We start from the raw sequence: 19,736 nt of genomic DNA on the forward strand, positions 1-19,736 counted from the left end.
AAAAAACATGAAAGTAGCCGTTATAATGGGAAGCATTTCTGATATGCCCGTAATGCAAGAAGCGATAGACATCCTAAAAGCATTTGATATAGAAACAGAAGTTGACATTGTTTCTGCACACAGAACACCAGAAAAATTATTTGATTTTAGTAAAAATGCACATCATCGTGGGATTACGGTAATTATTGCCGGTGCTGGCGGTGCTGCACATTTACCCGGAATGGTCGCTTCGATGTCGCCACTTCCAGTAATTGGCGTTCCTGTGAAATCCAGTAATTCTATCGATGGTTGGGATAGTATATTGTCTATTCTTCAAATGCCGGGTGGCGTTCCTGTAGCAACTGTTGCACTGAATGGAGCAAAAAATGCCGGAATTCTTGCCGCTCAAATCATAGGAAGTCACAACAAAAGTGTCCTTGACAGAATAATACTATATAAGACAGGATTGAAAGAAGCAGTAAATATTGCCTCTGAAACACTCCATAAATAACAAAGAAAGCTCCATTACGGAGCTTTTTTCATTTCAAATCGCAAATCATTTATTCTGCACTTACTGATTCTTCCAGAACCCCTTCAAATTCCGAAGCAATTATATCTTCTTTGTTTAACCAATATTCTGAGGTAGTCAAAGTGTAATTTACGTTATCTGAAGTTGTCAAATCCCACAAAATATCTTCGGCTTCCGGAAAAGGTGCATTTTCATTCATGGCATGATCAAACAATCTTTTGATAAGAGTACTATCAGACAAACCGTTGCTTAACAATTTTAAAACATTTTCTTTCGTTAACTCACTTGCTCCTTCTGATGCCATCATACTGCACTCAAGAATGGTGGCTTTTGCATTAGGAAATTTACCGTTGTACGCTTTAAAAAGCAATTGATTGACATGAAACAAAGTCGAATGCAAACCTATTTCAGGATATTCTTCACAGACTTTGTCTAAAAACATATCGTTAGAAATTTGCTGAATTTGACCTTCATTTAAATCTTCGGATAATTTGTATTCCAATACAATTACGGCAGCATCTTTGGGTTCAAAATCAGAAATTGCCATAAATAACAATTCTCTTAAACTGGCTGTATCAGCATCAGAAGCATCCGGATAATCGAATTTTTCAAGCAGTTTAATATAATCATCATTGGTCCAATATTCCTCGATTTGGTCTACAGTATTGGCGCTTTTTATTATAATTTGATAGTTCATATTTTATTTATTTTTTTGATTCGTTTCTTCTAAAACCAATCTTTTTTTTACAATTTAAGGCTTTATTACTGCCAAACGAAATAAATAACATTTAAATAACACAATCCATTCTAGCATTTTAGGACAAATCAATTCCTTTAGCAACCTCATTTTTTTCAATAAATCCCTACCTTTGTTATCTTAAAACATCTAATTATTTTTATTAAAAAAAATACAAATGAGCATCCTAACACACCATTTCAATACAAAATATAACACTGCCCCTTTTTCGAAAATAAAGAACGAAGATTTCCTTCCTGCTTTTCAAAAAGGTATCGAATTGGCAAAAGCTGAAATCGATGCTATTGTAAGAAATCCTATAAAACCAACTTTCGAAAATACTATTGAAGCATTAGCATTCAGCGGAGATGTTTTGGATAGAATTTCAAGTATCTTTTTCAACTTAAATTCAGCAGAAACGAATGATGAAATTCAGAAAATCGCTCAGGAAGTTTCTCCTTTATTGTCTGAATTTGGAAATGATGTTCGCCTTAACCCTGATTTATTCGCCCGGGTAAAGACGGTTTACGAGCAAAGAGACAAGCTGAATCTAAATCCGGAACAAACCACCCTTTTAGATAAAAAATACAAAAGCTTCTCCAGAAACGGAGCTAATTTGCCGGAAGACAAAAAGAATCAATTGCGAGAAATCGACAAAGAATTATCGAAATTGAGTTTACAGTTTGGCGAAAATGTATTGGCCGAAACCCAAGCCTACCAATTGCATATTATTAACAAAGAAGATTTAGCCGGCTTACCTGATGGCACTATCGAAGCCGCTCGTTCTTTGGCTAAAAGCCAAGAAAAAGAAGGATGGATTTTCACATTGGATTACCCAAGTTATGTTCCGTTTGTGACGTATGCTGACAATCGCGAATTACGCAAAAAAATGGCAATCGCTTTTGGCGCCAAAGGTTTTCAAAATAACGAATTTGACAATCAGGAAATTGTTCTGAAAATCACAAAATTGCGTTTTGATAGAGCACAAGTTTTAGGTTATGCCACACACGCTCATTTTGTGCTTGAAGAAAGAATGGCAGAAAGTCCGGAGAAAGTAAAAACATTTTCGAATGACTTATTGGAAAAAGCCAAACCGGCAGCTTTGAAAGAATTTGCACAATTGACTGCTTTCTCAAAAGAGCTTGACGGTATTGAACAACTGGAAAAATGGGATGGTGCCTATTATTCGGAGAAATTGAAACAGCAGTTATTCAATTTGGATGATGAAATATTAAAACCGTATTTTCAATTAGAAAAAGTCTTGGACGGTGCTTTTGCAGTAGCACAAAAATTATACGGAATCACTTTCGAAGAAATTTTCGAAGTGGATAAATACCATGAAGAAGTAAAAACATACGAAGTAAAAGATGATGAAGACCAATTAGTTGCCGTATTTTATGCTGATTTCTTTCCAAGAAAAGGCAAACGCAACGGAGCCTGGATGACCTCTTTTAAATCGCAATACATAAAAAAAGGAATCAACGAAAGACCACACATTTCCATTGTGTGCAATTTCACGAAACCGACTGAGACGAAACCATCACTATTAACTTTTAACGAAGTAACGACTTTGTTTCATGAATTTGGTCACGCATTACACGGGATGTTAGCCAACACCACTTATCCAAGTTTATCAGGAACTTCTGTGTATTGGGATTTTGTGGAATTACCAAGTCAGATTCTGGAAAACTGGTGTTACGAGCCGGAAGCATTAGCTTTGTTTGCGTATCATTATGAAACTGGCGAGATGATTCCGATGGAATTAGTGCACAAAATTAAAGAAAGTGCCAGTTTTCAAGAAGGAATTGCAACGATGCGTCAATTGAGTTTTGGATTATTGGACATGGGATGGCATGCACAAGACCCTTCGAACATCAAAGACATTAAAGCTTTTGAAACCGAACAATTTGCAGCTACACAATTGTATCCTGAAGTAAAAGAAAATGCGATGAGCACCTCTTTTTCCCATATTTTTCAAGGTGGTTATTCTTCTGGATATTACAGCTACAAATGGGCTGAAGTTCTGGATGCTGATGCTTTCGAATATTTCCAAGAAAAAGGGATTTTCAATAAAGAAGTAGCAACCAAGTTCAAGGAAAACGTGCTTTCTAAAGGCGGAACGGAACATCCGATGATTTTGTACAAACGCTTTAGAGGACAGGAACCAAAACCAGAAGCGTTGTTAAAAAGAGCGGGATTATTATAAACATCATAAAAAAAGTGCTTCATGAAGCACTTTTTTTATGATTATTTTTATTACTTAGAATTCGCTTATTTTTTTGTCAAACGAGTAGAAAAATCAGAAATTACGTTTTTATATTTTCTTAAAATTCTATCCCATTCCCTAAATTGTTCATCTGCTTTTACACTTGTGCCATTTGTACCAGAAGATTCACTATTGAGTTTTACTTTAAATGTTAAAGGATTGGATTTGGCCAGTTTAATGATCAATCGGGTTCTGATCGTATTTTGCTGGAAAGACTGAACACTCCATGCAGTCCTAAGATAGGAAGTTTCCTTATCACTTACCTCAATTGCGTCAAAATAATCAGTTACAATTTGCGTGGTGAGTCTCCAAGCTTCAAGCATATCCAAATCTTTGTTAACTTCTATTTCAAAATCAACATTTGCCTGATCGGTTTTTACTGAAGCTTCTTCAGCATCATCTTTTTTCATTTCAAAATATATGCTTTTGGGTGCTTCCGGACCTGCTTTTTTCCCACAAACTGTCGCGTCATAATTTAAGAAGCCTGGTTTTGTTACTTTTACTTTGTAACATTCTTTACTTTCTATTTTCAATTTATAGTTTCCCGAACCTACATTTTGTCCGTTAACAACAATATTTGCATCACTCTCGGAAGCACTAATTTTAACGGTCTGTGCTTTGAGCATAGAACAAATTAACATAACGACTAAAACAATTAATTTTGATTTCATAAAGCATTAAGTTTTTAGATTAAAGGTAGTTTAAAACACATAAAAAAGACATTGCCTACCTGATTAGCATACCCAAAGTTAACGAAAAATACTAATAAATCTTTATTAAAATTAAATTTTATAGTATTAAAAAGCAACCACCATCAGCCACCAAAAAATTGGCACGCTTTCCACCCAAAATGAAGTATAGTATTTCGAGCGCTTTTCATTGGCAAAAAACAGAACCAAAGAAATCATAATCACTATTATCAAGTTAACAATTAATTGATTTGCATCAAAATTACTTTTTAGCAATTCCAGAAAATAAAACGGAATTAAAAGTAACAATCCCAATATTTTCGTTCGCTTCACTCCTATTTGTTGTGGCACGGTTTGCAAATGTGGATCATCATTTGCCAAATCAATAATTTCAAAAATAAGCACCAATACAAAAATCAGGATAAATCGCTGTATGCATTTCAGATAGAAATCAAGTGTTATCGAAACATCGGCATTCAAAACAGGCAAAGCCAAAGTCACTCCTACCCAACACAACGCCACAATATAGATTTTCACACCAGCCCAGTTTCTGGCATTTTTTTTATTTGGAAAAAAGGGCAGCGTATACAACAAAGTGATACTCAAAAAAGCGATTGCTACGATTTGGGTAATCCGTTGCAGCTGAAAAAAATAAAAACCAACCAAAAGAAGCGCAAAAAAACTAAATACAGCAATGATTTTCAACTCCTTGCGCATCTTTAATTTTTTAGCTCTGGCCAAAGCATCATATTTTACGAAATTATATCCTACAATTGTTCCAAAAAAAACAAAATTAGCTATTGGTTCGTCCGCAGCAATGTGGAACATGTGTTGCGTCATTCGCACTAAGGCATAACACGACAATCCCACGTGAATACTGCTATTGATATAAAAATTGAATAGTTGTTTAAAAATCTTCATTAGACAAAATTAATCAATTGTGAACAAATACATCATTTAGTTGAAAAATCAATAAAAAAGGAGACCCAAAATACCTTTTAGATTATTAATAATACTTAATTTTGCACCACTAAAAAAACAACACCTACATTTTTATATGAAAACAGATGCTTTTGCTTTAAGACACATTGGTCCAAGAGAAAACGACCTACAACATATGTTGAAAACGATTGGAGCGGAAACGCTTGACCAATTGATTTTCGAGACAATTCCTAGTGATATTCGTCTAAAAGCTGATTTAGATTTAGATCCGGCAATGACCGAATATGAATTTGCAAATCACATTCAAAAATTAGGGAATAAAAATAAAGTTTTTCAATCTTATATTGGTTTGGGTTACAATGCAGCCATTATTCCTGCAGTTATTCAAAGAAACGTTTTTGAAAACCCGGGATGGTACACTGCTTACACACCTTATCAAGCTGAGATTGCTCAAGGCCGTTTAGAAGCAATTTTGAATTTCCAAACTATGGTTATCGAATTAACCGGAATGGAAATCGCTAACGCTTCTTTATTGGACGAAGGAACTGCTGCTGCTGAAGCAATGGCATTACTTTTTGATGTTCGTTCTCGTGACCAAAAGAAAAATAATGTTTGTAAATTCTTCGTTTCCGAAGAAATATTACCTCAAACTTTATCGGTTTTACAAACGCGTTCTACACCAGTTGGTGTTGAATTAGTAATTGGAAACCATGAAGATTTCGACTTTTCAACGGAATATTTTGGGGCTATACTTCAATATCCGGGAAAATTTGGACAAGTTCATGATTATGCTGATTTTATCGCTAAAGCTGCTGCAAACGAAATAAAAGTAGCTGTTGCTGCTGATATTTTGAGTTTGGCAAAATTGACTCCTCCGGGAGAAATGGGCGCTGCAGTAGTTCTTGGAACGACACAACGTTTCGGAATCCCGTTAGGTTATGGTGGCCCACACGCTGCTTATTTCGCTACAAAAGACGAATATAAAAGAAGCATGCCGGGAAGAATCATCGGTGTAACTGTTGATACGAATGGCAATCGTGCGTTGCGTATGGCATTACAAACACGTGAACAACACATTAAACGTGACAAAGCCACTTCAAATATATGCACTGCACAAGTTTTATTGTCCGTTATGGCTGGAATGTATGCCGTTTATCACGGACCAAAAGGCTTGCAATATATCGCTAATAAAGTACATGCTTCGGCAGCTACTTTGGCAAACGCATTAGAAAAATTAGGTTTGCAACAAACCAATACTGCTTTCTTTGACACAATCGTTGTTAAGGCTGACGCCAAAAAAGTGAAAGCTATTGCTGAACAAAACGAAATCAACTTCTACTATATCGACGAAAATACCGTTTCAATTTCTTTGAATGAAACAACAAGTATTGCTGATTTAAATACTATTATTGCTGTTTTCGCTTCCGCAAAAGATAGTCAGGCTACAGTAATTGAAAGTTTATCGGAAACCAATCATTTTCCAGAAAGCGTAAGCAGAACATCTACTTTCTTGCAACATGATGTTTTCAACAAATTCCATTCGGAAACCGCTTTGATGCGCTACATCAAAATGTTGGAGCGAAAAGATTTGGCTTTGAATCATTCCATGATTTCATTGGGTTCTTGTACCATGAAACTGAATGCAGCTTCGGAAATGTTACCTTTAAGCATGCCACAATGGAATAATATTCACCCATTTGCACCATTAGACCAAGCGCAAGGATACCAAGAAATGTTGGCTAAACTAGAGCAACAGTTAAATGTTATTACAGGTTTTGCAGGAACAACGCTACAACCTAACTCTGGTGCGCAAGGCGAATATGCAGGATTAATGGTTATTCGTGCCTACCACCAGTCAAGAGGAGATCACCATAGAAATATTGCTTTAATCCCATCATCAGCTCACGGAACAAATCCGGCTTCAGCAGCTATGGCAGGAATGAAAGTTATTGTAACCAAAACATTGGAGAACGGAAATATTGACGTAGAAGATTTACGTGAAAAAGCAATTTTACACAAAGATAATCTTTCTTGTTTGATGGTAACGTATCCGTCAACTCACGGTGTTTTTGAAAGCGCCATTAAAGAAATTACACAATTGATCCACGATAATGGTGGACAAGTTTATATGGATGGTGCCAATATGAATGCGCAAGTAGGATTAACAAATCCTGCAACTATTGGTGCTGACGTTTGTCACTTGAACTTACACAAAACGTTCGCTATCCCTCACGGTGGTGGTGGACCAGGTGTTGGACCAATATGTGTTGCTCCGCAATTAGTTCCATTTTTACCATCAAACCCTGTAATTCCAACTGGAGGTTCAACTGCAATTACAGCTATTTCTGCAGCTCCTTGGGGTTCTGCTTTAGTTTGTTTGATTTCTTACGGTTACATTTCAATGTTGGGTGCTGAAGGTTTGAAACAATCTACTCAATATGCGATTTTAAATGCAAACTACATTAAAGAGAAATTAAACGGTCATTATGATACGTTGTATTCTGGAGAAATGGGTCGTGCAGCTCACGAAATGATTTTAGAATGTCGTCCTTTCAAACAAAAAGGAATTGAAGTTACTGATATCGCAAAACGTTTGATGGATTATGGTTTCCATGCTCCTACTGTTTCTTTCCCAGTTGCCGGAACTTTAATGATTGAACCAACGGAGAGTGAAAACTTAGAAGAGTTAGACCGTTTTTGTGATGCGATGATTTCAATCCGTAAAGAAATTGAAGCTTCTACTCTGGAGGATAAAAACAATGTTTTGAAAAATTCTCCACATACATTAGCCATGCTAACGGCAGATACTTGGGATTTCCCATACACCCGTGAACAAGCAGCCTTCCCATTGGATTATATTGCTGAAAATAAATTCTGGCCAACTGTTCGCCGAGCAGATGATGCTTATGGCGATAGAAATTTAGTTTGTTCTTGTGCGCCAATTGAAGCGTATAAGGAAAACTAATTTTAACCATTAAAAAAAAAACAAAAATGCCTCGTTATATCGGGGCATTTTCATTATACTTGTATTGGCAAAACAATTCTTACAAGTATATATGAAAACAAATCTATTATGCTTTCTGTTTCTACTGTATTTTGGCTTCTCCCAAGCCCAGAATAACGAATTTAGTTATTATCCTCACAGTATCGATTCTCTGGAAAATTACCTCACTAAAATAACCTCTGCTAAAATAAATGAGTTTTCCACGATTCAACAAAAAAAAGCAAAAGAAATACTTCTGGAGCGAAAAGTATCCTTTTTTAAAAATGTAAAGGACAGTACGTTTATTTTTGACAAAACAATTAATAGATTTCTTCAAAAAACACTTGCTGAAATATACCATTCAAATCCCCAAATTGAAACAAAAGATTTTTATTTTCTGATTAACAAATCCCTAATCCCTAATGCTGCATGCTACGGGAACGGCCTATTCTCGGTTAATTTAGGTCTATTCACACTTATTGAAAACAATGATGAAATGGCTTTTATTATTTGCCATGAAATAGCACATTATATTTTAAAGCACAATGACAAAGCGCTCGAAGAATACATCACAACATTCAGCTCTAAGGATACTAAACAGCAGCTAAGTACCGCTTCAAATAAAAAATATGGCCGAAGATCCGCTGTAACTTTATTATTAAAGGACCTGCAATTTAATTTCATGAAGCGAAGTCGAAGTGCAGAAACCCAAGCAGACTCACTCGGTTTTATTTTGTTTAACAATACAAAATACAACAAACAGGCTTCGATAAATATTCTAAAAAAACTCGATACGACTGACGGTATACTTTTCAATAATCCAACAAATTTAAAACAAAATTTCACATTCGAAGAGTACCCGTTTAAAGAAGCATGGGTTGTCGAAGAAGGCAAAATGTTTGACATTACCGAAAGAGTAAATGATTTGGAATTTGACAAAGATTCCACAAAAACACATCCTGACATTCCCCTTCGTATAAAAAATATAATTCAAAATCATACCATCGCCCCAACAAATCCAACCAGAAATGAAATAGATCTGGTACAGAAAAAAACAGCTGAAAACAGTATTAAAATCTTTTTTGACGACTCTAAATTAGACTTTGCGCTATACCAATTATTGTCCCTTTATGAAAAAGAGGAATTAAATAAAAAAGCCTTTACAAGTCATGTCGCTTACTTATTAAAAAAAGTATACGTTTTAAAAGAAAAACATGTCTTTGGAAAATATGTAGAACCAGTAAACTCTTTTTCCGAAGAAAAATATATTAATGAGATACGGTTGTTTTTAAACAATATTGAACTAAAAGACCTCCGGAAAATTGGTTATTATTTTTGTCTAAAAAACGAATTAATATCACAAGAGGATACTGAATTTCAAAATGCATATGCTTTCTTCAAAAGCTTAAATAAAAATTAATACAATCAAACAACAAACCAATTATGAAAAAAATCAGTACACTACTATTAATCTCATTTGTGGCAAATTTATCATTTGCACAAACAAAAAAAATTAATGAAGTTAATACTTTTAAAGTAAAGAATTCAGGAGCAATCCTGAACAAAGAGAAGGATGTTGACGGCTATTACTTTTTCTATGAAATAGACAAGTTAAAAAAAGGAAATCGTGAATTTGCAATTCAGGTTCTAGACAAAAATCTAGTTGAAGTAGCCCAGAAAACATACGTTGATAATAAAAATACTTTTTTAATGAAAAGTAGCTTTAACAATCAAGGAATAATGTTTGCAATGGCTAATTTTAAAGAAAAAAAGATCAGCCTATTAAGCTATGATAGGAAAGTAAATCAATTACCAATTATTGACATTCCTCTGGAAAGCAAAGAAATCCGTTATATCCAATACATGCAACAAACAGGTGATTTTAATATTTTATTTCCTGTTGAAAACAAAGGATTCATTTTCAACAAGTTTGAAGACAATAAAAAAATAGGATACTCTTTAAAATATTACCCAACTGATGGTGGGACCTCATGGGAATATAATTCTCCTGATGATTCAAAAGAAATGTTGGCAATAAATCCTATTGAAGTAAATGATAAAGTAATTGTTGCTTTAGAAACATCAAAATCAAGTCTTTTATCAAGGAAAATCGCCTTAAAGACAAAAATTATTGATGTAAATACAGGAGTGCTATTGTATGAAAAAGAATATAGTAAAAACAGTAAACCCCGATTAATTAATAATGCATTCCTTGACAAAGACAGTAATGTTGTTTTAATGGGGGAATATTTTAAAGAAGGGGATAATATTATTGATGATAAAAGTCTAGGCCTGTTTACAGAAGTAATCGATTTATCTGGAAAAACTTTAAAAGAAAACTTTACCAGTTGGAAAGAAGACGTTGCAAAAATTGCAAAAGTAAGCGGTAATTACATTGAAGACAAAGGATACATTTATTTTCATAATATTGCCAGAACAAAGAACAATGAGTATTATGCCATTGGAGAGTTTTATAAAAGGACAGCAAATGCCGGAGGCATAGCACTAAATACCTTATCGCTATTAGCCGGAGGTGGCGGAGGTGCAAGTGTCACACAACTTACAATTACAAATTCTGTAGTGTTCAAATTTAATTCTGATTTCAAACTTACAGAAATTCAAGAATTTGAAAAAGGAAAATCAAGAGCTCCAAGCTTATCTGATTTTGGAAGCCCACAATTAAATGCACACGCTTTGAAAGCCTATGGTGCGTTTGATTATGAATATACCCAACTCGACAAAACAAATGATCGTTTCTATGCTTGTTTCATCGATTATGAAAGACTAAAAGGAGAAAAAAACAAAAATGCGTTTAAAACTATCATTTGTGATAACGGTCAACTAACCGAAGATAAAATCTATCTGAAAAGCGACAATAACAATAATGATTTCCGAGTTTTACCAGCAAAAGTTGGAAATGTACTGTTACTGGAATATGACAAGAAATTAAAAGAAATAAACATACACTTAGAAAAATTAAATATAAAATAATCCCTCAAGAGCCACTACCAAGTGGCTCTTTTTATTCCTTCCCTAAAATCCAATTCAAATTACTCCGTAATGACTGCTATAAATAATTTCCAATTTAGAAACAATAAGCAGCAATGCAACATTTAATCTCAAACCGATTTCCAATCCTTCTGAAAACATCAGTTTTACCAATTGCAACATTTCGGAAATCATTATCATATCATTTTTTTGTAATTCGTAATAAAATAATCAATATTTTTGCCAATAAATTATTATTCCACAATTATATGCATGCATAATAAATTTTGTGAGTGTACTAATTTATTTATGATTAAATTAGCCTGAATTTTTGGAAAAACAACCCGATGAAAATAAAAATAACTGGAATAGGAAGTTATATTCCTGAAAAAAAAGTAAGCAATACTGACTTTAGCGAACATATTTTTTTGAATGAAGACGGAACAGCTTTTGGCTACACGAATGAAGTAGTCATTAGTAAATTTAAAGGAATAACCGGTATAGAACACAGACGCTATGCCGAAGACCAATACACCTCATCTGATTTAGCTTTTTTTGCTTCTCAAAAAGCAATAGAAAATGCCGGAATAGATCCCGAGACAATTGACTATATCATCTTTGCACACAACTTTGGCGATGTAAAATGTGGAACAAATCAATCTGATATGATTCCAAGTTTGGCCACACGTGTGAAACACAAACTACAAATAAAGAACCCAAAATGTGTTGCCTACGATATCCTTTTTGGATGTCCAGGCTGGATAGAAGGGGTTATGCAGGCCAATGCTTTCATCAAATCAGGAATGGCGAAACGTTGTCTTGTAATTGGAGCCGAAACCCTATCCAGAGTGGTTGATGCCCACGATAGGGATTCCATGATCTATTCTGATGGCGCAGGTGCTTCTATAATTGAAGCTTCAGATGATGAAACAGGAATGTTGGCTTATGAAAGTGCTACTTATGCTAATGACGAAGCCAATTATTTATTTTTTGGAAAATCCTATAACCCTGATTTAGATCCAGATATTCGCTACATAAAAATGTATGGACGTAAAATCTATGAATTTGCATTAAGCCAGGTTCCGGCAGCTATGAAAAGTTGCTTGGACAAAAGTGGATTAGGCATTGACGACGTAAAAAAAATCCTTATCCATCAAGCCAATGAAAAAATGGACGAAGCGATAATCCAACGTTTTTACAAATTATACGACAGACCCGTACCCAAAGACATCATGCCAATGAGCATTCATGAACTGGGAAATAGCAGCGTCGCAACCGTGCCTACGCTATATGACCTGTTAATTCGCGGAGAAATAGAAAACCAATCCATACAAAAAGGCGATATTCTCATTTTTGCATCCGTTGGAGCAGGAATGAACATCAACGCATTTGTTTACAGATATTAATCACTAAGAGGAATGTGTCAATCTGGAGCTAATCCGGCTGTACATTACAATTCCTCACTATAAAACTTGTTTTTCTAAGGTGTAAAAAAGCTTCTTTTAGTCGCTTTTTGCACCTTGAAAAACTACATTTTGAAGCTCCGGGATTTTCATTTCCATCCGGGCTAAAAAACAATGCCCAAAAACACATTTATTACTATATTTGTGCCTTCGTGCCTTCGCGGCAAAATCAAAAAAACATGTACGAGAAAACGTTTCCCAATAAAAGATTCAAACATACTTTAGAATTTCTAAAAAAACACATCTCCACGGATGAAACCATATTAGATTTAGGCGTAGAAAACCCCTTTTCTAAAATCATGAAATCGGAAGGATTTGAAGTTACAAATACAACAGGAGAAGACTTAGATACTGACCAAGCTGTACTTTCGAATGAAAAACAGGATGTGGTAACCGCTTTCGAAATCTTTGAACATTTATTAAATCCTTACACGATTTTAAGCGAAATAAAATCGGATAAACTTTTTATATCTATCCCAATGCGTTTGTGGTTTTCACCAGCCTATAGAAGCAAAACTGATATGTGGGACAGACATTACCATGAATTTGAAGATTGGCAATTGGACTGGCTATTGGAAAAAACGGGTTGGAAAATAATCGACAGAGAAAAATGGACCAATCCGGTTAAGAAATTTGGCCTTCGTCCATTATTGCGAAAATTCACCAATCGCTATTATATTGTTTACGCTGAAAAAATAAAATAATGAATTATTACATTGTTATTCCGGCTCATAACGAGGAAGCATTTATTGCTTTAACTTTGGAATCTTTGATTTCTCAAACCGTTTTACCCAAAAAAGTAGTCGTAGTCAATGACAATTCCACTGATAAAACTGCCGAAATTGTAACAGCTTTCGCCAAAGAAAATCCTTTTATCACTTTGGTAAACAAAACTTCAAGTGCCATACATCTTCCGGGAAGTAAAGTCATTCAGGCTTTTCACAAAGGTTTTGAAACATTGGACGAAGATTACGACGTTATCGTAAAACTGGACGCCGACTTAATTCTTCCCAACAACTATTTTGAAACTATTCTAAACATTTTCGAAAAAGATGCTACAATTGGAATGGCTGGCGGATTTGCTTATATCGAAAAAAACGGTAAATGGATTCTGGAAAACCTAACAGATAAAGACCATATTCGTGGTGCATTCAAAGCGTACAGAAAAGAATGCTTTCAACAAATAGGTAATTTAAAACCGGCTATGGGTTGGGACACCGTTGATGAATTACTGTCAAAATTTTACGGATGGAAAGTAGTTACTAATGCCTCACTAATCGTAAAACACCTAAAACCAACTGGAGCTAATTATAACAAAACAGCACGATACAAACAAGGCGAAGCATTTTACACCCTTGGTTACGGATTTTTAATCACGTCGATTGCTTCTGCAAAACTGGCGATGATGAAGAAAAAGCCTATCCTTTTTTTGGATTACATCAAAGGATTTTGGAAAGCTAAAGCTGCTAAAACCCCTTTATTGGTAACTGAAGAACAAGCAAAATTCATTAGAAAGTATCGCTTAAAGAAAATGAAAGAAAAGATTTTATAGCTTCAGAAATCAAAAAAGCACAAACTGTAAAGTATAAACTGCTAACTAATCCTTAATTTAGCCCATAATCGCAAAAATATGATGCTCATTCGATATATAACGCAGATAGGAAGGTACTTCTTAATGCTGAAAGAAATTTTCAATAAACAGACGAAATGGTCCGTGATGAGAAATCTAATTTTCAAGGAAATAGACGATTTAATTATTGGTTCCCTTGGTATTGTAGCATTCATTTCTTTCTTTGTTGGAGGTGTTGTTGCCATACAAACTGCATTGAATTTGACAAATCCATTAATTCCAAAATACCTTATTGGGTTTGCCACTCGACAATCTGTAATATTAGAATTTGCACCTACGTTCATCTCGGTGATTATGGCTGGAAAAATGGGTTCTTTTATTACGTCAAGCATTGGAACAATGAGAGTGACCGAACAAATTGATGCACTGGAAGTGATGGGAGTGAATTCGTTAAACTATTTGGTTTTTCCAAAAATAATTGCCTTACTGCTCTATCCATTCGTTATTGGAATTAGTATGTTTCTAGGGGTATTAGGTGGCTGGATGGCTGGTGTTTATGGTGGCTTTACGTCAAGCTCCGAATTTATAAATGGCGCTCAAATGGATTTTATTCCATTTCATATCGTTTATGCTTTTCTAAAAACATTGATTTTTGCGATGTTATTAGCAACTATTCCATCCTTTCACGGATATTACATGAAGGGTGGCGCACTTGAAGTAGGTAGAGCAAGTACCGTTTCATTTGTTTGGACATCGGTGTCAATAATTTCTTTTAATTATATATTAACACAATTGTTACTTGGCTCATGATAGAAGTAAAAAACATAGAAAAATCATTTGGCGGTATCAAAATCCTTAAAGGCGTTTCCACGATTTTTGAAACAGGAAAAACGAATTTAATTATTGGACAAAGTGGATCCGGAAAAACCGTTCTGCTCAAAAGTCTTTTAGGAATTCACACTCCGGAATCTGGAACAATTTCATTTGACGGAAGAATTTATTCTGAATTAAATCCAGATGAGAAACGAGATTTACGAACGGAAATAGGAATGGTTTTTCAAGGAAGTGCCTTGTTTGACTCCATGACAGTTGCCGAGAATGTTGGATTTCCACTGAAAATGTTCACCAAAGACAATAATTCAAAAATTCAGGAGCGTGTTGACTTTGTATTAAAAAGAGTCAACCTTACTGATGCCCATAAAAAATTGCCTTCGGAAATTTCAGGAGGAATGCAAAAACGGGTAGCTATTGCGCGCGCTATTGTAAATAATCCAAAATACCTGTTTTGCGATGAACCAAACTCTGGTTTAGATCCAAATACAGCTATTTTGATTGATAATCTTATCAAAGAAATCACCGAAGAATACAATATCACAACGGTTATAAACACCCATGATATGAACTCCGTTATGGAAATTGGAGAGAAAATTCTATTCTTAAAAGATGGCTTAAAAGCTTGGGAAGGAACCAAAGAAGAAATTTTCAGAACCGATAATGAGGCTGTTGTGGCCTTTGTTTATTCTTCTAATTTATTCAAAAAAGTACGAGAAGCGTATTTGAAAGAGTAAAAGGCTAACTTGATTTCAACAACTCCACCTCAGCGTTTGGATTGAATAAATACGTTTTTCCAGAACTCATTTCGAGGCATTCAAAACGCTTCGTTCTGATTGCTATTTTCTTGAAAATCTTTCCGTTTTGGATCCTAAAAACACTGCCGTAAGGTATTTCGAACACATAGTTTTTATCATTTTCTTGGTCAAATTGTTTCAATGCCAATGCCAAAGTCGCATCGGTATCACTGCTGGCTGTTGGGTTTTTAAAATGTCGCGCCAACAAAGGCAACAAGTGATTCGGGAAAATTTCTGGACGAATATAAGGAATCATCAACCGTTGAAAAGAATATTTCCACTCGTTACCATGAGGTTTTATATTTCTACCAAATTTTTCAAAAGCGACCAAATGCGAGATTTCATGAATCAACGTAATCAAAAACTTGTATTTATTCAGATTTGAATTTACTGTGATTTCATGCTTTCCGTTCAAACCTTTTCGATAATCTCCATGACGCGTCTGACGCTCGTTTACAATCTTAAGATGCACTTGATTGGCAACAATAAGTTCGAAAACGGGTTTTACCGCATGCTCTGGAATGTATCTTGCTAAGGTTTCGCTCAAAATAGTTATGAGTTAGGAATTAAGGATTTGTAGAAGACACTTGCAATACTTTTCCGTTGAAATATTTATTTCCTGTCAGCGTAAAATTAAAAATATAATCTGCCATTTCGCTTGCCGTAATTGGTGCTTGATATCCTGGAAAAGCTTCCGCCAACATTTCTGTTTGAACCGAACCTAATGCCAAAACATTAAAAGAAATACCGCGCTCTTTATATTCCTCTGCTAACAACTCTGACAGCGTAATAACGGCACCTTTACTGGAACTATACGCTGCAAGTCCGGCAAACTTTAAACTTCCCTGAATTCCGCCCATAGAACTTATCGTTACAACGTGGCTTCCTTTTTGTAAATAAGGCAAGCAAATTCGGGTCAAGTTAGCAACTCCAAAAACATTGACTTTATAGATATTTTCAAAATCTTCCTGTGACGTTTCTGAAAAGGGTTTCAACAATAAACTTCCTGCGTTGTGGATGATTATATCTACTTTTTTCCAAGAATGGGAAAGAAAACTTTCTACTTTCTGCATTTCGTTTTCGTCGGATAAATCGATGGAAAGACAAGTAATATTTTGGTTTTCGATAAGGTCTTGGGGCGTTTTTCTGGAAATGGCCAATACATTGTGTCCGGCATTGGCAAACTGCAAAGCCAATTCGTAACCAATTCCTCTTGAAGTTCCCGTGATGATGATGTTTTTCATTTAGCGAAAATAAGCAAAATCTTTAAAAAAGTTAGCCACAGATTCACAGATTACAAAAAATGATTTATTTATAAAAACAGCAACTGATTTATTTTACGAATTCTAAAATATTTATTGTAAACTTGACACACTTGGTAAGCAGCCAGAAATCAATAAAAAAACAATGGCTCGAGATAAAAAATACTGGAAACGTCGCTTAGGAAAGGTGGAATATGCGTCACCTTATCAAGACCATATTGATTTTCGTGGAATTCCCGATTTAAACGATGAAGGCTTGGCATATTTTTTAACAGGTATTAAAGGCATAAATATGCTCGACTTAAACGAAACAGAAATCACAAACGATTCCATTGCGTTTCTATGCAATCTTGAATACGTTAACGAATTACGATTAAAAGGTTGCCTGGAAATAGATGATGATTGTATTTTTCATTTAAATAAAATGACCAGTTTACAATTTTTGCATATTAAAGATACTGCAATTACCATTGACGGTATTTTACAATTAAATGCACTTAAAAACCTTAGAGAACTATTGTTTTCTGTTGAGGATATAGAAACTGTAAAAGATGATATGTTGTTGTTAAAGATAATGTTACCCAATTGCAATTTCACTATAAACTCAGTACCTTATGTTTTTAAAAATGAAATATAATATCCAATTATCTCGTTATTCAATCCAATGGACTGGTTTTATACTACTCCTTTTTAGTTTCATTTTTTCTTGTAAAAATTATGAAAACAAGAAGCAAGAAGTGGAAACATTACCAACAGGAAAGTGGAAAATTATTCAATTAAAAAATCCTCAAGTAAATATTGTATTTGACACCACACGCACCTATTTTTTAGAACATTATGCAAAAGATACTATTACAATTACTGCAGAAGACAATAGTTTATCGGGTGAATTGATAGTTTTAAATAAGGATAGTTTCAAAATGGGAACCTTAGCAGTTACAGATGTTTGTTGCAATAGCGAAGATGCTAAATTGTTGTTTAGTTTTTTTTATGACACCCTAAAACAGGAACAACTTGGAAATAAACTAATTTTATCTTCTAATAAAACGGTGGTAACGCTTGAAAAATAAATTAATCAAATGAACTTAACTGAACTATATAACTCATCATTAGACGATTATTTGTTGATCGATGGCAACTGGCAAAAGGCAGATTTTTATACTTTAGCCACAAGCAGTTCTTTTTGGAATACTGCAATGGTTATTGTTTTGTCTAAGGAATTTGCCCCAACTATTGATAAAGCACTGATTTATTTACTACAAAAACAAGCCAAAGCATTACAAATTTGGGAAAAGGAGTGGAATACAACCACACCAACACTACAAAGTTTCATACACTTTTTTATAGCCGAAAAAGGGTTTACTAATAGCCGAGGTAATCCAATAAGTATTGAAGATTTTTGGGACAAATACAGCGCAACAATAGAAGGAATAACTGCCGAACCTAGTTTTGAATTTACCAAGAATGACGAACCAGAAACCTTTTCTGAATTGCTAAATAAAGAAGAGATAACACAAGTTATTTGCTTTGATGACAGTTGGGAAGAAGAAAATTATTTAATTGAAACAGAAACTCATTGGATACTTTATCATTGGAGCTCGATGGTGTAAACAAAAGTTTAATGAATTATTTTTTACTTGGTTTGCCGCCGTATTCAATAACCATAATCCTAAGGTCATCCCAATATTTTATGTTATCGTTGGTATTATTTGGACTTTTCATTTCTTTAACAATCCAATCCAGCAAATTAAGACCGTCTTGTGGATCAATAAAATTAATATCCAGTGCATAAGTATCCGCCAGATTCACAATTACTTCAGGCATTTTTTGAGAAATAGAATACTTAAGAAAATTTCCATTAGGAAGCGAAAAATCAAGACAATCACATTTACACTTTGTTTTGTATTTATTCCAGAATAATTGTAGTTTCTTTTTTGCCATTTCTTCGTCATCAACCCCAATGTTTACGCAAGCCATCTGTAATAAATGCTTTTCATACCAATATTCAGTGAAGAATTTTGTTTCAGTATAATCTCGTCCCTGTGTAGCTACGTGCGCACACAACTCTTTGTAATCACTTTCTTTTGGTGGTGGGCAATCATTATTTAAATAATTGGTATTTTTTGGAGCAGGTATTTGGGCATTAGTTAGTATCCAAATAATAGAAAAAATAAAAAGGAATAGTATTTGAAATTCATATTATATACTGATTTTAATTTTTATAATACTTCAACAACTCATTTAATAACTTCTGCAAGTTTTCTTTATGCCTTATGTCTTCTGGCCAAGGCACTCCAATATGAAGGTAACTTGAGGTGCTTTTATCAGTAAATTCTGAACTGTTTATAGCTGTTTTGTGCCAAGTTATAGCATCATCATCAAACTCCAATATCAGATACAAGTCATAAGACAACCCTTGAATTTTATTTATTGGTGCTTCCATCCTAGATTTATAGAAAGTGCCATCTCTGTTATTGTAACGAATTATTAATGACAAAATACCTTGCTCATTTATAGCAAACTCTTGTTCAATAATCTTTTCGCCATCAAATTTAAAACCTTCATTTTCTTCTTTGGTGTTTTTGAGGATGTTGTTGAGCTCTGCTACAAAGGCTTTTTCAGATTGTTGTTTGGGTTGGGCGTAAGTATTTATTTGAAAAAGAGCTATTAAAGTAATTATGAAGAAATTTTTCATTTAATT

The 19,736-nt window shown here is 34.4% G+C and carries 21 protein-coding genes; 13 read left to right on the forward strand and 8 right to left on the reverse strand.

What is annotated here, in order from left to right; all coding sequences use genetic code 11:
- Window positions 1-7 precede the first annotated feature (7 nt).
- The gene (gene purE, locus ACM55F_RS11510) at window positions 8-490 is read left to right on the forward strand and encodes a 5-(carboxyamino)imidazole ribonucleotide mutase (RefSeq protein WP_416853937.1); all 483 of its coding nucleotides are present in this window, start codon (window positions 8-10) and stop codon (window positions 488-490) included.
- Between the two features lie 49 nt (window positions 491-539).
- Here purE and ACM55F_RS11515 read toward each other — a convergent pair whose 3' ends face one another.
- Complete coding sequence (locus tag ACM55F_RS11515) at window positions 540-1,205, reverse strand: hypothetical protein (protein WP_416853938.1); 666 nt, start codon at window positions 1,203-1,205, stop codon at window positions 540-542.
- A gap of 217 nt (window positions 1,206-1,422) precedes the next feature.
- On the opposite strand from ACM55F_RS11515, the gene ACM55F_RS11520 reads away from it, so the two are divergent.
- Window positions 1,423-3,450, forward strand: coding sequence for a M3 family metallopeptidase (locus ACM55F_RS11520; protein ID WP_416853939.1), 2,028 nt, complete (start codon window positions 1,423-1,425; stop codon window positions 3,448-3,450).
- 65 nt (window positions 3,451-3,515) lie between these two features.
- On the opposite strand, the gene ACM55F_RS11525 is transcribed toward ACM55F_RS11520, so the two are convergent.
- Together ACM55F_RS11525 and ACM55F_RS11530 are read right to left on the reverse strand one after the other, a co-directional pair.
- Window positions 3,516-4,181, reverse strand: coding sequence for a PEGA domain-containing protein (locus tag ACM55F_RS11525; RefSeq protein ID WP_416853940.1), 666 nt, complete (start codon window positions 4,179-4,181; stop codon window positions 3,516-3,518).
- Between the two features lie 126 nt (window positions 4,182-4,307).
- Entirely contained in the window at window positions 4,308-5,120 is an 813-nt protein-coding gene (locus ACM55F_RS11530; RefSeq protein WP_416853941.1) for a UbiA prenyltransferase family protein, read from the reverse strand.
- Window positions 5,121-5,256: 136 nt separating this feature from the next.
- Between ACM55F_RS11530 and gcvP the strand changes: the two genes are divergently transcribed.
- The 3 genes from gcvP to ACM55F_RS11545 all read left to right on the forward strand — a co-directional run bounded on the left by gcvP (window position 5,257) and on the right by ACM55F_RS11545 (window position 11,115).
- The gene (gene gcvP / locus ACM55F_RS11535) at window positions 5,257-8,106 is read left to right on the forward strand and encodes an aminomethyl-transferring glycine dehydrogenase (protein WP_416853942.1); all 2,850 of its coding nucleotides are present in this window, start codon (window positions 5,257-5,259) and stop codon (window positions 8,104-8,106) included.
- A 91-nt stretch (window positions 8,107-8,197) separates the two neighbouring features.
- Window positions 8,198-9,544, forward strand: coding sequence for a M48 family metallopeptidase (locus ACM55F_RS11540; protein WP_416853943.1), 1,347 nt, complete (start codon window positions 8,198-8,200; stop codon window positions 9,542-9,544).
- Between the two features lie 23 nt (window positions 9,545-9,567).
- Window positions 9,568-11,115, forward strand: a complete 1,548-nt coding sequence (locus tag ACM55F_RS11545; RefSeq protein ID WP_416853944.1) for a DUF6770 family protein — start codon at window positions 9,568-9,570, stop codon at window positions 11,113-11,115.
- Window positions 11,116-11,169: 54 nt separating this feature from the next.
- Here ACM55F_RS11545 and ACM55F_RS11550 read toward each other — a convergent pair whose 3' ends face one another.
- Window positions 11,170-11,313 (reverse strand): hypothetical protein, encoded by a 144-nt coding sequence (locus ACM55F_RS11550; RefSeq protein WP_416853945.1) that lies wholly within the window; start codon window positions 11,311-11,313, stop codon window positions 11,170-11,172.
- A 146-nt stretch (window positions 11,314-11,459) separates the two neighbouring features.
- Here ACM55F_RS11550 and ACM55F_RS11555 point away from each other — a divergent pair, with 146 nt between their 5' ends.
- The 5 genes from ACM55F_RS11555 to ACM55F_RS11575 all read left to right on the forward strand — a co-directional run bounded on the left by ACM55F_RS11555 (window position 11,460) and on the right by ACM55F_RS11575 (window position 15,713).
- Window positions 11,460-12,518 carry a 3-oxoacyl-ACP synthase III family protein gene (locus ACM55F_RS11555; RefSeq protein WP_416853946.1) on the forward strand — a complete coding sequence of 353 codons (1,059 nt, stop codon included), beginning with the start codon at window positions 11,460-11,462 and terminating at the stop codon, window positions 12,516-12,518.
- Window positions 12,519-12,754: 236 nt separating this feature from the next.
- Window positions 12,755-13,279, forward strand: coding sequence for a methyltransferase domain-containing protein (locus ACM55F_RS11560; protein ID WP_416853948.1), 525 nt, complete (start codon window positions 12,755-12,757; stop codon window positions 13,277-13,279).
- On the forward strand, window positions 13,279-14,127 hold the full coding sequence (locus tag ACM55F_RS11565; RefSeq protein WP_416853949.1) for a glycosyltransferase family 2 protein: 849 nt from the start codon (window positions 13,279-13,281) through the stop codon (window positions 14,125-14,127). Before ACM55F_RS11560 ends, ACM55F_RS11565 begins: the two co-directional genes overlap by 1 nt.
- A 78-nt stretch (window positions 14,128-14,205) precedes the next feature.
- Window positions 14,206-14,955 (forward strand): MlaE family ABC transporter permease, encoded by a 750-nt coding sequence (locus ACM55F_RS11570; RefSeq protein WP_416853950.1) that lies wholly within the window; start codon window positions 14,206-14,208, stop codon window positions 14,953-14,955.
- Window positions 14,952-15,713 (forward strand): ABC transporter ATP-binding protein, encoded by a 762-nt coding sequence (locus ACM55F_RS11575; RefSeq protein WP_099713472.1) that lies wholly within the window; start codon window positions 14,952-14,954, stop codon window positions 15,711-15,713. Before ACM55F_RS11570 ends, ACM55F_RS11575 begins: the two co-directional genes overlap by 4 nt.
- Window positions 15,714-15,717: 4 nt before the next feature.
- On the opposite strand, the gene ACM55F_RS11580 is transcribed toward ACM55F_RS11575, so the two are convergent.
- Window positions 15,718-16,320, reverse strand: coding sequence for a SprT-like domain-containing protein (locus tag ACM55F_RS11580; protein ID WP_416853952.1), 603 nt, complete (start codon window positions 16,318-16,320; stop codon window positions 15,718-15,720).
- 19 nt (window positions 16,321-16,339) lie between these two features.
- Entirely contained in the window at window positions 16,340-17,017 is a 678-nt protein-coding gene (locus ACM55F_RS11585; protein ID WP_416853954.1) for an SDR family NAD(P)-dependent oxidoreductase, read from the reverse strand.
- A 163-nt stretch (window positions 17,018-17,180) separates the two neighbouring features.
- Here ACM55F_RS11585 and ACM55F_RS11590 point away from each other — a divergent pair, with 163 nt between their 5' ends.
- From ACM55F_RS11590 to ACM55F_RS11600, 3 genes are read left to right on the forward strand one after another with little or no spacing between them, the layout of a single operon-like run.
- A complete protein-coding gene (locus tag ACM55F_RS11590) occupies window positions 17,181-17,672 on the forward strand; it encodes a hypothetical protein (RefSeq protein WP_416853955.1) in 492 nt (163 codons plus the stop codon).
- The gene (locus ACM55F_RS11595) at window positions 17,662-18,105 is read left to right on the forward strand and encodes a hypothetical protein (RefSeq protein ID WP_416853957.1); all 444 of its coding nucleotides are present in this window, start codon (window positions 17,662-17,664) and stop codon (window positions 18,103-18,105) included. Before ACM55F_RS11590 ends, ACM55F_RS11595 begins: the two co-directional genes overlap by 11 nt.
- 9 nt (window positions 18,106-18,114) lie before the next feature.
- Window positions 18,115-18,645, forward strand: a complete 531-nt coding sequence (locus ACM55F_RS11600; RefSeq protein WP_416853958.1) for a hypothetical protein — start codon at window positions 18,115-18,117, stop codon at window positions 18,643-18,645.
- Window positions 18,646-18,661: 16 nt separating this feature from the next.
- Here ACM55F_RS11600 and ACM55F_RS11605 read toward each other — a convergent pair whose 3' ends face one another.
- Together ACM55F_RS11605 and ACM55F_RS11610 are read right to left on the reverse strand one after the other, a co-directional pair.
- A complete protein-coding gene (locus ACM55F_RS11605) occupies window positions 18,662-19,012 on the reverse strand; it encodes a hypothetical protein (protein WP_416853959.1) in 351 nt (116 codons plus the stop codon).
- A gap of 235 nt (window positions 19,013-19,247) precedes the next feature.
- A complete protein-coding gene (locus ACM55F_RS11610) occupies window positions 19,248-19,730 on the reverse strand; it encodes a hypothetical protein (protein ID WP_416853960.1) in 483 nt (160 codons plus the stop codon).
- Window positions 19,731-19,736 lie beyond the last annotated feature (6 nt).

It is taken from the genome of Flavobacterium melibiosi (assembly GCF_048158545.1).
In the GTDB taxonomy this organism is placed as follows: Bacteria; Bacteroidota; Bacteroidia; order Flavobacteriales; family Flavobacteriaceae; genus Flavobacterium; species Flavobacterium melibiosi.